This window comes from Ruminiclostridium cellobioparum subsp. termitidis CT1112, assembly GCF_000350485.1.
Lineage (GTDB): Bacteria > Bacillota > Clostridia > Acetivibrionales > DSM-1351 > Ruminiclostridium > Ruminiclostridium termitidis.
Window position 1 is genome coordinate 101,123 of sequence record NZ_AORV01000028.1, and the last position, 14,996, is coordinate 116,118.

16 protein-coding genes are annotated in these 14,996 nt (G+C 37.3%); 2 read left to right on the forward strand and 14 right to left on the reverse strand.

What is annotated here, in order from left to right; all coding sequences use genetic code 11:
• The 13 genes from CTER_RS09935 to kduI form a co-directional block, all read right to left on the reverse strand.
• A complete protein-coding gene (locus CTER_RS09935) occupies positions 1-1,788 on the reverse strand; it encodes an ankyrin repeat domain-containing protein (protein WP_004625252.1) in 1,788 nt (595 codons plus the stop codon).
• Entirely contained in the window at positions 1,775-2,764 is a 990-nt protein-coding gene (locus CTER_RS09940) for a ParB N-terminal domain-containing protein (protein ID WP_083908964.1), read from the reverse strand. The genes CTER_RS09935 and CTER_RS09940 overlap by 14 nt, the downstream gene beginning before the upstream one ends.
• A 75-nt stretch (positions 2,765-2,839) precedes the next feature.
• On the reverse strand, positions 2,840-3,619 hold the full coding sequence (locus tag CTER_RS09945) for a ParA family protein (protein WP_004625301.1): 780 nt from the start codon (positions 3,617-3,619) through the stop codon (positions 2,840-2,842).
• A 224-nt stretch (positions 3,620-3,843) separates the two neighbouring features.
• Complete coding sequence (locus CTER_RS09950; protein ID WP_004625385.1) at positions 3,844-4,425, reverse strand: phosphatase PAP2 family protein; 582 nt, start codon at positions 4,423-4,425, stop codon at positions 3,844-3,846.
• A gap of 195 nt (positions 4,426-4,620) precedes the next feature.
• Positions 4,621-5,274 (reverse strand): hypothetical protein, encoded by a 654-nt coding sequence (locus CTER_RS09955; RefSeq protein WP_004625293.1) that lies wholly within the window; start codon positions 5,272-5,274, stop codon positions 4,621-4,623.
• Positions 5,275-5,572: 298 nt separating this feature from the next.
• Positions 5,573-6,187, reverse strand: coding sequence for a GrpB family protein (locus CTER_RS09960; RefSeq protein ID WP_004625314.1), 615 nt, complete (start codon positions 6,185-6,187; stop codon positions 5,573-5,575).
• Positions 6,188-6,398: 211 nt separating this feature from the next.
• The gene (locus CTER_RS09965) at positions 6,399-6,599 is read right to left on the reverse strand and encodes a hypothetical protein (protein ID WP_004625262.1); all 201 of its coding nucleotides are present in this window, start codon (positions 6,597-6,599) and stop codon (positions 6,399-6,401) included.
• Between the two features lie 155 nt (positions 6,600-6,754).
• Complete coding sequence (locus tag CTER_RS09970; RefSeq protein WP_004625319.1) at positions 6,755-7,084, reverse strand: hypothetical protein; 330 nt, start codon at positions 7,082-7,084, stop codon at positions 6,755-6,757.
• 151 nt (positions 7,085-7,235) lie between these two features.
• Entirely contained in the window at positions 7,236-7,751 is a 516-nt protein-coding gene (locus CTER_RS09975; protein WP_004625241.1) for a hypothetical protein, read from the reverse strand.
• Between the two features lie 160 nt (positions 7,752-7,911).
• The gene (locus CTER_RS09980) at positions 7,912-8,094 is read right to left on the reverse strand and encodes a hypothetical protein (RefSeq protein WP_004625254.1); all 183 of its coding nucleotides are present in this window, start codon (positions 8,092-8,094) and stop codon (positions 7,912-7,914) included.
• Positions 8,095-8,187: 93 nt separating this feature from the next.
• Positions 8,188-9,312 (reverse strand): helicase-related protein, encoded by a 1,125-nt coding sequence (locus tag CTER_RS28775; protein WP_051066562.1) that lies wholly within the window; start codon positions 9,310-9,312, stop codon positions 8,188-8,190.
• Positions 9,313-9,416: 104 nt separating this feature from the next.
• On the reverse strand, positions 9,417-10,220 hold the full coding sequence (locus tag CTER_RS09990; RefSeq protein ID WP_004625375.1) for a gluconate 5-dehydrogenase: 804 nt from the start codon (positions 10,218-10,220) through the stop codon (positions 9,417-9,419).
• A gap of 52 nt (positions 10,221-10,272) precedes the next feature.
• Entirely contained in the window at positions 10,273-11,136 is an 864-nt protein-coding gene (gene kduI, locus CTER_RS09995; protein WP_004625237.1) for a 5-dehydro-4-deoxy-D-glucuronate isomerase, read from the reverse strand.
• A 194-nt stretch (positions 11,137-11,330) separates the two neighbouring features.
• Between kduI and CTER_RS10000 the strand changes: the two genes are divergently transcribed.
• Together CTER_RS10000 and CTER_RS10005 are read left to right on the forward strand one after the other, a co-directional pair.
• Positions 11,331-12,188 (forward strand): helix-turn-helix transcriptional regulator, encoded by an 858-nt coding sequence (locus CTER_RS10000; protein ID WP_004625325.1) that lies wholly within the window; start codon positions 11,331-11,333, stop codon positions 12,186-12,188.
• A 26-nt stretch (positions 12,189-12,214) separates the two neighbouring features.
• A complete protein-coding gene (locus CTER_RS10005; RefSeq protein ID WP_004625371.1) occupies positions 12,215-12,742 on the forward strand; it encodes a manganese catalase family protein in 528 nt (175 codons plus the stop codon).
• Positions 12,743-12,903: 161 nt separating this feature from the next.
• Here CTER_RS10005 and CTER_RS10010 read toward each other — a convergent pair whose 3' ends face one another.
• Complete coding sequence (locus tag CTER_RS10010) at positions 12,904-14,862, reverse strand: glycoside hydrolase family 127 protein (RefSeq protein WP_004625338.1); 1,959 nt, start codon at positions 14,860-14,862, stop codon at positions 12,904-12,906.
• Between the last annotated feature and the right edge of the window lie 134 nt (positions 14,863-14,996).

A 14,996-nucleotide genomic window follows, 5' to 3' on the forward strand; every position in this document is an offset into this window, starting at 1 on the left:
TCACCAACTTCCATCATGTACACCGAGATCTCCATCTTCACCGTGTACCTCATTCTGTTGTTCAACCGTTTGATTAAGCTGTTGAAATAGCCTATATTCACCCAGCCCACAATATTTATACAGTTCATTCAAGAAACTTATATTGTTTTCTGAAAGCGAATAGTTTGGGGCTGCCTTCCGGATCTGTTCAACACGGCTTACCAATGACTGTACATCTGCTCCATAGTTTATAAGAATCTTGGCTGTTTCAAGCTTATTGGTTTCAAAGCAGGTATATAACGCTTCACCATTATTCTCATTTACATCGGCACCTTTTCTTGCAAGAACATGCAGCGCATCAGCATCTTTTCTTTGTGCAGCAAAATAGAATAGGGAAGGTGCATGCTCATTGACATTGTTACAGTGCTGAAGACTGGAATTTAGAAGATCATACTTTTCAGCCCGGATCATTTCCTTAAATATTACTGTGTCATCAAATGCCCTGATGCTCGAAACATTAATAAATTTCTCGGCTTCATTATCCGGCAGTGTATTCAGTGCATGGCTTAAAAATCCTCTGATTGTATCAAAATGAGCTTCGCCATGTAAATTTGCATCTGCATATCTGTATATACTCAGGGCCGAATCAATATTATTGTCAATAGCAGTAACGAATGCATTCTGAAGCGTTCTGATGGAAACGGGAACTTTTTCTTTATTCAGTATATGATTGATTATGTTAGCACTCTGTATATTCTTTCCTTGAGCAGCTTCACAAATGATATCGTGGCAATACTTTATTTTCTGCTCCAGAGCTTTATATCTATCAACAAACAGTTCATAATTCTCATTATTTATTGCTGAATAGATGGAATTGAGTTTTTCATTTACAATTTTTTCAGAATCTATTATTTGATCAAGCTTCCTGCTTAATGCCTGCAGCATCTTACCAACAACATCGCCCAATAATCCAAACATGGAACTCTTTGGCTCATATTTCTTTTGGTTTTCTTCCAACAATTGAATAACAACTTCAGCCTGCTCCGGAGTAAAGTTAACACTGACCAACTGGTTCTTTATACTGCCATCATTACTAGTATTATCATTTTCCTTTACAGGACCGTTATTTTTATCTGTTGTTTCTTTTGAAAAATACCCTACAATCTTTTCATCATTCAGCGCCTTTGCACCGGTCGGAATGGTTATTGTTTTCACCGTTTCTTCTGACTGCAGTCGCTGTTCATCCTTGCCCTGCTGCTGAAGCTTGTTGAATTCATCTGCAATATCCGGATTAAGCAATGCCTTATGTATTGATATAGCCACTTCCTTTGGATCAGCGGATTGTTTTATTATAGCTGCATTCTTTTCAGTTTTCTTTGCCGTATCTTTTTGTTTAGTAATATCGGCTTGAGTTTCCTGGACTTTCTCATTATCATCAGTGTTAACCCAAAAGCTTTCCAACATCACATTTAGTGCTGCTGATGCTTTTTTTATAGCCTCAACTGTGTTTTTATTCTCTGTTTTAAATTGGACGATAAACATTCTTCCTTTTAGATCAGAATCATCCTCACCTGCAATACTCAAAAAAGCATTAACTTCTTCACTTCCTAAAGAGATTGTTCCCGAAATTTTGCCAAAGGGAAACTGATTTTTTTGAGAGCTTTTAAAGTTTGATGACAAAAAAGAAGAATCAGGCATAATCCCCTGACTCTCAAGTCTTTTCTGCAGTTCTTCAGTTATCTCCATAATTGTTTTCCGTACTGGCTCCTTGCCTTTCCCCCCAGGTTTGTACATATCAATTTTCTTCATGACTTTCTACCTCCTCGCTATTTTCTTTTTCAGTATCCTCTGTCAACTGCCTTCGTCTCTCAAAATATTCCTCCAGTGCAATATCAATAGTAGATGCTATTTCTGTCTGGGTTGCATAAGCAGTGAAGTATTTTGAGATAACCTTTTGCTTTAGTGTTATAGCAGTAACCTTGGCCTTTTTCTTTTTCTCAAAAAACTCTCCGGATGCTATGGCAAATATATCATCCTCAGTCAGCTTGCCACTCCTTTCCTTAAGTTTTTCAGCCCGCTTAATATCAATCCGGTAATCGTTTGATTTAAGGATACTGAGAAGAATATTCTGTTCTTCCTCTATCAAATATGAAAGACTTACTGCAGGGACAAGTTTAATATCTCCATCATCAACCATGTTGAGTAAGCCTTCGTTGAGAAAATTAAGACGGATATATCGACGAACATTTTCTCTATTCATTTTATTTTTTTTTGCGACAGAATCTCTACTTTTGCCAAGGTGCACAACTTGTGCACCCTCATCCTCATCCTTACTCCCATCAGCATTTGAGTCACTTTCAATTGCGTTTATAAACTCTGGATTTCTCTTTAGCTCCTTTAAAGCATCAAGCTGCATTTTCAGGCTCTTTGCTAACTCACTGGGCAGCATATCATCAAAATCACGCCGGAGAAAATTTGTCTCCGTTACGATAATCTTTGCTACAGCATCAGATATATTCTCTCGAATATCTGCCGATATTTTTAAAAGCCCTGCAAGTTTTGATGCATTTACCCTGTTATGTCCGGCAAGAATCTCATGTGTGCCGTCTTCCTTTTTTCTAACAATGATGGATTCTATTACGCCGTTTTCTTTTATGGATTCAACCATACGTTTGAGTTTCTCACCTGTGTACAATCGAAACGGATGATCTTTAAATGGAACAAGCAGGTTTATGTCAACTTCTGAAGTGCCTTGATTACTTTGCTGGGAACTCAAATTGAACATTTTTGCAAATGCTTCATTTGCATTAGCCGCAGACTTCTTTGAAAAGTCTATTTTAGTACCTCCTCCTACCCCCAATTAGACCAGGCTCCTTTCTATAAACTCGTCTGTTACACTTATGTACTCAGTCCCAAGAAAACTATTCTTATATGAAACCAGGCTCTTTTGTTCATATGTGCTGTTTGTTGCTTCAATCCTTCTATGAATCCTAGTTACATAGAGCGCACTGCCATACTTCGCTTCGAGTGCAGTTTCAACAGCCTTTGACATATTTGTGTTATCGTACATTGTAAGGATAACACCCTCAATATTAAGATCAGGATTTACATTAAGCTTGACCATTTGGTAAACCTGTTCCAATTGAACCAATCCATCCAGGGCAAATTTCTGTGCCTGGACTGGAATTATAAGGCCGTCAGCTGCAGCCAGGGCATTTGTAAGCAAAATACCCAAACTGGGCAGGCAATCTATAATTATTACATCATACTGGTCAAAGGTTTCTCTTTTCAGAATCCTTTTTAATATCTGCTCTCTACACATAACATTAGAAAGAAACAAATCAGCGCTGGCAAGTTGTATATTTGATGGAATATAGTCTATACCTTCAGCATTATGAACTATGCTCTGTGCTATCACCTCATCACTAAGATCGTTATTAGCAGCAGTTATCATTAAATGACTAATGCTATATAAGGTACTGTAATCATATCCAAGATACTCACTCATATTTGCCTGTGGATCAAGGTCGATACCCAAAACCTTTTTACCCCTCCTTACCAATGCCGCTGCAATGTTTACAGCTGTTGTTGTCTTTCCTACTCCACCTTTTTGATTTCCGATTGCAATAATTTTACTCATTTTTTTTACTCCTCTCATTTTATTATTGAATATTTGCATAAAAATAACAGGTGCTAAGACCTGTTTACTTTTAACTACGTTTATATTTATTTTAACTATGAATTCCCGAACGACTCTAAATTCTTATTTTGCGGCTGAAAATGGGCATAAAAAACACAATTCATTTAATTGAATGTGCGATAATAGGATGATTCTTGATATATAAAGAAGGCGAAACAAACCCATTATATAATTCCTTCTGCTATAAGCATAAAAAAACCTACTGTGAATCCTATAACAGCCCCAGTAAATACTTCTTTGACTGTATGCCTTTTCAATTCCACTCTTGACCACCCAATCAGTCCGGAAAACAACAAAACAATTATTCCAATAATAATATTCAATGGAATTACTAAAAAGGAAAGATAAATCGTTAAGGATACGTGTCCAGAACACTTTATAAAAAAATTGACAATAAACGAAATTAATAAAAGTACTAAACCAAATAATACACCATAGCATAAGCCTCTTGGTTGACTTGTATAGAACAAAACAACAGTTACTATTAACATAGGTAGCATTGCGAACAAATACATTGAATGTCTTTGAGTTCTGATGGATACATCAAAATTTGTATACTCTCCATTCTTTGTTTTAATATAATTCCTTATTACATTTGGTATTATTATACATCCAACTATTAAGAATGAAATTAATATGGCTTTATTAACTTCTTCAAAAGAAAACATTACTATTATAACAAAAGCAGATATAGTAATTAAAGGGTGTCCAACAATAGAAATATATTTTGCAAAATTCTGTTTCATCTAAATAAACCACCTTTTATAACTTCGTTTATACAATCCCTGTTGTAGATAGAATACTTCGCACATAAAAACAATACCGACTTATTACAAATAATACTACATCTGGTATATTTCTATGTCAAGTTTCAATCCTTACCGCACAATTCAGCTGTCAAAGAACATATATTTCAGAGTTGCTATCATTCATTATGCGATCTATCCCCATTGCTGAGCCATTGCCCTTGCTATGCCCGGAAATGTTTTAGCTCTATTTTTTGCATCTTCCCCTCGCTTAGCAACTCCATATTTATCTTTCATTTTTCTGCTTGTTAATGATGGTAAATACGACGAAATAGGTTCTACAATATTTGTTGGCCTTAATGCTGGCAAACCTCTAAGCCATAACCTTGTTTTTTTAGTAAACGGATGCCCGAACTGATAAGGTTGAATTTCTTGGGTATGTTTTGGCATTTCAAACACTGAGCTGCTAATAGGATTTTCAATTGCTATTTTAGAGCAATTCGCATTGTAGAACATCATAAAAAACTCTTTGCCTTTTAACCCTTTTTGGTATCGTTCTTGATTGAGTTTACCACCTTTGTATAAATGCCTTGCTCCGGCATTACTAAGATATGTGCATGGAGGAAAAGCAATAATCATATCCCATGCAGATCCCAAAATAGTGAATTTTCCATCGCATGTATAAAAGTGACACCATCCATTAATTAATGGCAAAACATCTTGTCTTATGTGCCATTCCGGGTGTCCTCCGCTGCATGGTTCTATGTCACAACTATATGCTTCATGTCCTAACGCTCTCAATTCCTTTGTCACTGCTTGGCTTTCTTCACAAGCAACTAGTATTTTCATTCGTCATAGTCCTTTCCCGTCGGAAAGGCCGGTACCGTTTAAAAGCTTACCTACAACGATTCAATTTAATTTATTAATTTACAATAGACTTATACTATCGGCATGGGATCACCGTCATACTTTTCTTATTTTACGACTGAATTACAGACATAAAAATACCGCAATTCAGTAACTGAAGGTGCGGTAAGGAATCATTCTTTATAAATAAAGAATACGTATCAACCATTTCGTGTATTATTGATTTTGGACAGTTCACTTTTTCTTTGATATCGAACTATTCACCTTTGCATTCCGCTTATTATCTTGGTTTATATCTATCATGAAATTCTTGTTTTGCGGAATTAGTATATTTTTTAACGAATTCTAATTTTGCTTGTGAGTATCCATTTGGATTTCCATTTGGTAGACGTTCTATTATACCTTTTTCAATATCTTTTAGTATATTTAATTTTAATTTTCCATATTCAGTTGCCACATCAGGATTTGCTATAAGAAAATCTCTGAAATATAGTTCATCCCAATTTCCCAAGTATCTGACATGGAGGTGATAAACTTTTTCTGCATATCCGTCGGAAGAATAGCCTTTACCCAATAATAATCTCATTGGTTCGTCGCTTCGAGTGAAAATTTCATCACCATAACCAATCGCTTTTAGATCTTCAACTAACTTTATAACATTACAGCAACCGTCAATTTCCAATAAAATGTCTATTGTGGGCTTCGCTAACAAACCTTCCACCGCACTACTCCCAATATGATTAATACGTGCAATATCTTCGGCTTTGACAGCGTTCAAAATATTTTGTTTTTCATTTTCGTACCAGTCTTTATAACTTGAGTTATATTCTTTTATAATTATTGGGAACACTTTCTTGAATTCTTCAACTGACAACTCCGATACTTTCTTTTTCATAATTGATACCCCCGTATATTATATAAATAATCTAAAGTAAACTCTCCAAACTGTTATGTAAAAATAATATCATTTGTTTACCAATTTGTAAAAAAATCACCCTTGTTAAATCGCTATTTTTTGTAGGCTCAAACATTATGACTATGCACAAAATACGATAAGTTCTCAATATTCAACAATTCCGATCTAAAACAATTCATTACAAATAATACTATATAGCATTGGGATCTGATTTGATTGGTTTGCTTGGATTTTCGGTGTTTGTATGACTTGTACTGGAAGATATGGATTCAAGTAAAGTATTGTTTTCGGTATAGGTAGACGGCGTATCAACCTGTTTTGGAATGCTCTGTGCAGAGCAACCTGTTAGCAACACTATTATCATAAAATATGCAATTATATGCTTTCTCATTATTAGTCTCCTTAAGGTTTTTTAATTATAAAGCTAGAACAACTATCGGCGCAATATAAACAGTACTATATTTAGGTTAACCTTTAGTTAACTATAAATTCTGTACCGCACTATTCAGTTTTCAAAGAACAGCATTACTTTATTTACGCCGTTTTCTATTCACCCAATTTTGAACGTATGTTATCTTTCAAACCCCAATAAGGTATCAGCCAACTTTCATCATAACTTTCCAAACTTACTCTTAGTTCATATTCTTCTTTAACATATACATCAATTTTGACTAATAAATTTTGTAATTGACCAACACCTAAATCATCAATGAAAATAAGATTATCTTCCCTTTTCCCAGGTTCATTATTACCATTTTTACTATATCTACTCCTGATTTTATTCAACATGTAACGATATGGGGATGATAATAATTGATTGATTAACTTTCTTTCCTCATCATTCAACTCTATATTGCTACTAATTGTTTCATCCAATTAGTATTCATAAACTTAAACCTTCTTTCATTTATTATTTTCTTGTTTTGCGTCAGAAATGAGCATAAAAAACGCACATCATTTTTTCTGAATGTGCGGTAATAGAATGATTCTTGATATAATAAATGTTACGAACATTAAGTACCTTCGGTTAATCTTTATATAATTGCGGAACACCCTGCCAAGTCAATTGTGGCATTTCATCCAGCCTATTTAGATAAACATAAATTGTTTGGTCATAACCCAAAATTCCTGATTCTGGTTGAATGGTACATAATGTAATATGGTATATTCCTTTCTCTATTTCTATTTGCTGTTCTTTTGGACAATCTGAATACCAATCCATAAGCCAAAATAAATCCTTAATGTAAATTCTATCTCCGTCAACATCTATTGCTAATCTTATTTGTATAGGATATTTTTCATCTATTTCTGTTGTAGGATAGCCACTTCTGAACTTTAATGTATAATTTCCACCAGAACCTGTACAAAATCCAACAATATCTCCTTTTTTAATGTGTTCTGCTACTTGTTTAGGATCACTATATTCATTTTGAAAATAATTATATCCTTCTTTGATGTCTTTTACAGCCCCATCAGAATAAAAAACAATCCCCATGCCATCTAATGGCAATTCAATATCAATAAATAGATTTTTATATTTCAAGATATTCCCTCCAATATTTACATCGCATTTTCAAACAATACTGATTTTAAAGGTAACTCATTACAACAATACTACACTTGGAAAATTTCTATGTTAAGTTTCACTCCTGACCGCACTATTCAGTTTTCAAAGATCATGTCTTCCGCTACTATCTAATCATTTAATGTCCATCTTTTTTCATGTTTTCGATTAATATCTCAGCATCTTTAGCCTTGCTCTGGATCATAGAAAGATAATCCAATGCACTATCATACCTCCTGTTTTTCACTGCATCCGTTATTCTATCAACCCTTGCTTTGAGGTATTCTGTTTCCCATACTCTCTCAAAATTTTCAAAACTCATAATTTTCCCTTTCCGTTCGCATTAGACTTAAAATATCTTTTCCCAGAACACTGGCTTAATATTTTTAAATAGCACATATTAAAATAAATAATTCTATTGGTCTAATGTATCTTCATTACTGTATAATTCCTGGTTCACCCTGCATTCGCTTTCCATTGACATTTTCCCAATACCAGCTACCATCTGAAATAATGCTATATCCCTCTTGCAGAGTAGATCATACTGCTTTACCAACATATTATCGTAGTCTTGCAATATCTCAAGTCTTTTGTTCTGCTCGTGAGTTCGTTCACTATACTCAACCTTATACAATTTGAATATTTCAGTCCGTATCCGTCTTTTTTCTTCTGTAACCCTATCTTTATTTTGGGATATTTCAGATAATTCTTTATCAATGAAATCCTTCATTTTTTCATCAACTATATGTGTCATGATCACATCCATCCTTTCTTTTATCATAATTCCAGTAGTAAATATTTGATTGTTTAGTATAATCCTGAATTGATCTTCCTGGAACCTATTATTATCCCTAAGCTGGATATCCTGCTTGAGTGCTTCTATCTTCTCTTCATTTGCCTTTACATTTTTAGGAATAGAATATACCATGCTGTCCTGCAGCGAATACCTTTGCTTTGACCAGACAGCCTTTAATACCGGCAGCTTATTTATTTCAATGTCCAGATCCATCTTTTCCTTTATTCTTGGATCTCCCATTGCCAAAGCTTTTATTTCAGCATAGTTTAATACTACCTCGTCAATATCCTCGCAGCTCCGGCTTATTGATTTGCTTGTCATTACCTGGGATATAAACCGCTGTTTCTGCTCAACAATCTGCCAGAGATATGCGTCGAACGTATCTTTTGTGACATACCTGAAGATCTCCACTTCTTCATTTTCATTACCCTGTCTTAATATCCTTCCGTCTCTCTGTTCAATATCTGCCGGCCGCCAGGGACAATCCCGGTGATGAAGTGCTACCAGCTTGTTTTGAATGTTTGTTCCGGTACCCATTTTAGAAGTAGATCCCAGAATTATTCTTTTCTCACTGGTCCGCATTGCCGAGAACATGCTTTCCTTCCTTTTCTTTGTTTTTGCGTCATGTATAATGCATATTTCATTTTCCAGAATCCCTACATTTAGCTGTGGCAGTGCCCCTGAGTGTGCAGTATGACCATAGTATTTTATTCCATTAACTTCAAATATGAATAGTTTATACAACAAAACACCTGCGTGTGTAAACATTATTCTAACTGTTTACACACGCAGGTGTTTTGTTTGGAATTTTACCAATACATTAATATTATCAATATATTTTTCTGTTATTACCCGGGTTGCTTCCCTATATAAGCCAATATTCCCCCATCTACATAAAGTATGTGACCATTTACAAAATCCGAAGCCGGGGATGCCAGAAAAATGGCCGGTCCCTGTAGATCAGCGGTTTCTCCCCAACGTGCCGCTGGTGTTTTAGCTATTATAAACTGGTCAAACGGGTGTCTAGATCCATCGGGCTGCAGTTCGCGAAGAGGTGCCGTCTGCGGGGTTGCAATATAACCAGGGCCGATGCCGTTGCACTGAATATTGAACTCCCCGTATTCCGAGGCAATGTTTTTAGTAAGCATTTTCAGTCCTCCCTTTGCGGCTGCATATGCAGCTACCGTTTCCCGTCCAAGTTCACTCATCATTGAACAGATATTTATTATTTTACCGTGTCCTTTTTTTATCATTCCCGGTATAACTGCTTTTGAAACGATGAAAGGCGCATTAAGATCCACATCTATAACCTGTCTGAATTCTTCGGCACTCATTTCACACATGGGAATGCGCTTAATAATACCGGCATTGTTCACAAGAATGTCAACTGTTCCGACATCATTTTCAATCTGTGCAACCATGTCATTTACTCTTGCTTCATCAGTTACATCGCATACGTAGCCATGTGCTCTGATACCCTTTTCCGCATATGCCGCAATTCCCTTGTGGACGAATTCCTGCTTTATATCATTAAATACAATGGTTGCTCCCGCTTCTGCATATGCGCTTGCAATTGCAAAACCAATTCCGTAGGACGCTCCTGTTACCAGTGCTATCTTACCCTCCAGTGAAAACTGATTTAATAAACTCATTGCCCGCTCCTCTCAAAATACATGTTTTTTATGTATATAAGCATTTAATTTTTTATTTTAAATCCTTCATGGCCACGGCATCCATATCATTGAAGGCCTGATTTTCACCCGCCATACCCCATATGAAAGTGTAGGCTCTGGAGCCGGCTCCGGCATGTATTGACCAACTTGGCGAAATAACGGCCTCCTCATTCCGGACAACTATATGCCTTGTCTCAGCAGGTTCTCCCATATAATGCATAACAAATGCAGTCTCGGGTATATCAAAGTACAGGTAAACTTCCATACGCCTGTCATGGGTATGGCAGGGCATTGTGTTCCATACACTTCCGGGTTTCAGGGAAGTCATTCCCATAACCAGCTGACAGCTTTCCACCTGGCCCGGAAGGATATATTTGCAAATGACCCTGTGATTTGATTCTTCCAGACTTCCAAGTTCAACCTTGTTCTCAGCCTTTATTACTACAACACCTTCCCCGGCATTCCCCTCCCTTTTTATCAAAACCGTAGGGTAAGCTCTGTGGGCAGGGGTACTGTTTAGATAGAACTTTGCCGGATTGCTGCCGTCCCGGCTGGCAAAAGAAATATCCTTCGCCCCCAGCCCAATGTACATGCCATCCATGGAGTTCACTTCATAGGTTCTGCCATCAATTGTAATTTCACCTTTTCCCCCGATATTGATGACTCCCAACTCTCTTCTCTGAAGGAAATAGTCGGCCCGCAGTTCCTCTCCGGCCGTCAGTTGCAATTTTCCGGATACAGGGGTAGCCGTGCCGGTTATGATACGATCTATATGGCTGTAAACCAGCTTGATTTCATCGGATCGAAATAATCCCTGTATCAGGAACTCCTCTCTCAATCTTTCTGTCGTGTAATTTTTCACATCTTTAGGCGATGCAGCTGTTCGAATTTCCATGTTATCTCACCACAACCTTTCTTATGTCAATAAATTAAATACCAAAAAAAATTTTGAAATCAAAGTCTTTGCAGTTTCAGTATAGCAGTACGGTTATACTAATTCTTGTGATAAATTTTCATAAATATTGCAAATATTGAACAAACAAATTATAATTGAGTTAATTCTTAATCTTATTTATAGGAGGAAATTTAATGAGAGAATTTTCTTCATGCAAGCAGTCAATCAACTCTTGCATTTCACAAAAATATTTTTCCATAGCTCATCTGTACAATGAAGAAAAAACCATGGACATGCATATACATGATTGCTATGAGATCTATTATTCGATTTCCGGAGGTAAACAATTTCTCATTGATAATAGATTTTATGATATAATCCCCGGCGACATTTTTTTAATAAATCAGTATGAAAGTCACTATTTAGCCCAGATAGACAAGGAGGTTCATGAGAGGATCGTTTTGTCCATATTTCCCGACTACCTTTTAAACCTTTCTTCCGAAAAAACCGATCTGAACAATTGTTTTAAACACAGAGAGTCCTCTGCTGCCCATAAACTACATCTTGACCCTGAAGCCCAGAGACGTTTTATGTATTTTATACATAAAATCCTTGACTCGGGCGGCTTTGGCTCCGACCTGACGGAACAGGCTGCATTAATTGAACTAATGGTATTTTTAAATAAAATTTATAACAAGAATTGCAATAATCAGCATACAGAAAATCAGTCAACCCATAATGCCCAGGTCGACGATATTTTAACCTACATAAATCAGAATATTCAAAACGACCTGACCATTGAAACGCTTTCAAACCACTTTTACATAAGCGGTTCTTATCTATGCCGTATTTTTAAGGCCGCCACCGGCACAACAATAAATAAATATGTTACTGCAAGAAGAATAACCATAGCCAAGTCTTTGCTTAACGAGGGAAGGTCAGTGACAGAAACCTGTGAAAAATGCGGCTTCAACGACTACAGTAATTTTCTGAAAGCCTTTATTAAGGCTGTCGGAATCTCTCCAAAAAAATATGCTCAATTTAACAGATAGAAACTGCCCGGAATAACTAGTAAAATATTAAATCCGGCGGGCCCGACGGTGAACTGGCCGCTTCTCTTCGTTACCTCAATCAAAGGTACACCATGCCTTATAGGGAAACCAAGGGCGTATTGACGGATATAGGCACTGAAGAGTTAGCTCACATGGAAATAATCTCGGCTATTGTTTATCAGCTGACCAAGGATTTAACAGTTGATGAGATTAAGGAAAGCGGTTTTGATACCTATTTTGTTGACCACACACTTGCACTGTATCCCGTGGCTGCATCCGGCATGCCATTTACAGCCACCTATTTCCAATCAAAAGGCGATCCAATAACAGATCTTATTGAGGACCTTGCAGCCGAGCAGAAAGCAAGGACCACCTATGACAATATTTTAAGGCTTGCGGATGACCCGGATGTAAAAGATCCCATAAAGTTCCTCCGCGAAAGAGAAGTAGTCCATTTCCAGAGATTCGGCGAGGCTTTGAGAGTAGTTCGGGATCATCTGGATTCCAGAAATTATTATGCCTTTAATCCTGCGTTTGATAACAAACCCAGATGATTTTTTTACATTTTGCAGTATATTTCAAACTTCCATGTTGATGTTAGAATAAATATCAATTATGGAGGTTTTTATTTTAAGGAGTTCAGATATTATGAATACCGAGGGCTTCAAAAAATAACCAGCCTATCCGGCCGGTTATTTTAACAATTTTACATATTTTACTTTCTAAGAATCCACACCAGCATTTCACCGGGTTTCCTGTTTCCCCACATAAAGTACGGAACTGCTTTGAAATCCACTTCCTTTTCATTGTCCGAATAAGTCTTGTACAAAACATCTTTCCAATTTTCCCCGCCTGTCCTGAATGCCTTTCCTTTTATGACAACTGCTCCCTGGGTCAGACTATCGTCTGTTTCGGCTGACAATTGTGAATTGACATCTATGGATACGGCAGACAGTATCCCGCCGTTGTCTGCTTCCTCCAGGCAATATACCAGCGGTCCTCTTTGAATTGCCACTCTTCCCGCATTTGCACGGACTTTTGGATTTGCCTGAATTATATCAATGGTCATATCCATGTAAAGTTCAATTTCGTCTCCGGCCTTCCAGCTATCTGTAAATACCGCATAACCGTTTTCCACTTTTGCAATACCATCGGCTTTTTTGCCATTTATGGAGGCAGACCAGTTTTTGCACCAGCCCGGAATCCTGAAAGCAAGAGATGTGTTACCGGCAGTTGATGCCACTACCGTCATTTTTATTCTGCCATTCCATGGATAACGGCTTTCCTGTTTCAGCTTTATTTTCCCCGCCTCAAGTTCTATGTCAGCTTCTCCTCCGATATACAGATGAGTATAAACGGTATTTTTATTATAGGAATAAATATATTGGTTTAGTGAAGTCAGAAGCCTTGCAATATTAGGCGGACAGCAGGCACAGCCGAACCATTTTTGTCTTACAGGCTTCACATGATGCTTTCCCGGATTTTTTTCGGAAGCCTCGGGCCATACCTCCAGAGGATTGACATAGAAGAAATGTCTTCCGTCACGGGACATTGCACCCAGTACAGTGTTATAAAGGGCCCTCTCCATAACATCTCCGTATTCGCCAAGCTGTTCCAGCTGCAGCATTCTATGGGCAAAAAAGATCAGCCCTATTGAAGCACAGGATTCGGCATATACTGTATCATTGGGAAGGTCATAATCAAATGAAAATGCCTCTCCATGGTGGGTTGAGCCTATGCCCCCTGTTATATACATCTGTCTGTTTACCATATTGCTCCAAAGACATCTGCAGGCATCCAGCATTGATTTGTCACCGGTTTCTCGTGCAAGGTCGGCCATGGCAGTATACATATAAACAGCCCTTACTGCATGCCCCACTGCCACCTCCTGCTGGCGTACAGGTTTATGGGCCTGATTGTATTCAAGCTCCGGTGAAGGTACCTGTCCCCTGTTCCAATGGGAATACCAGCCTCTCTTTTCACATTCCTTTATAAAGAAATTAGGTTCTTTTCCCCTCTCATCTATAAAGTATTTACTCAGTTTAAGATATCTTTCATTACCGGTTGCTTCATACAGCTTTACAAGTGCCAGCTCAACCTCCTGATGCCCGTCATAGCCCTGGATTTTTTCGGGCTCAGGACCAAACACCGAATCAATATTATCTGCAAAGCGGCACATAACATCCAGCAGTTTCCTCTTTCCGGTTGCTTTATAATAAGCAACAGCCGCCTCCATCATATGACCTGCAACATATAATTCATGGCATTCATGAAGATTTGTCCACTTTTTCCCGGGATCCTTCAGTATAAAATACGTATCCAGGTAACCATCAGGCTGCTGTGCCTTCTCAATAATATCAATAATTCCGTCAGCTATTTCTTCAAGCTTTGGATCAGGGTGGGTCTGAAGACTGTAACCTACTGCCTCCAACCATTTTGCCACATCACTATCCTGGAAGACAAGTCCTCCGAATTCACCGTTCTCAAGTCCAGCAGCAATTCTGAAGTTTTTTACGGCAAAACTGGGTTCGGCATCCGGAATACGGTCATTTAAAGCCTCCCACTGATAAGGTAACACAGTATTTCTGACAAGTTCCACATATTCCGACCAGAATGGATCTGAAACAGTCACATTTTTAATTGAAACGGGCTGAGAAGTAATAATTTTATCCATAGAAATCCCTCTCCTTTTTTAAAGGTGTATAAAACTGTATGTTGCTGATATACTAAAATGCCTTTACAATATAAGTATGACAAATAAAACAGCAATTGTAAGTAGATAAAAAACACAAAAGGTGGATAATATTA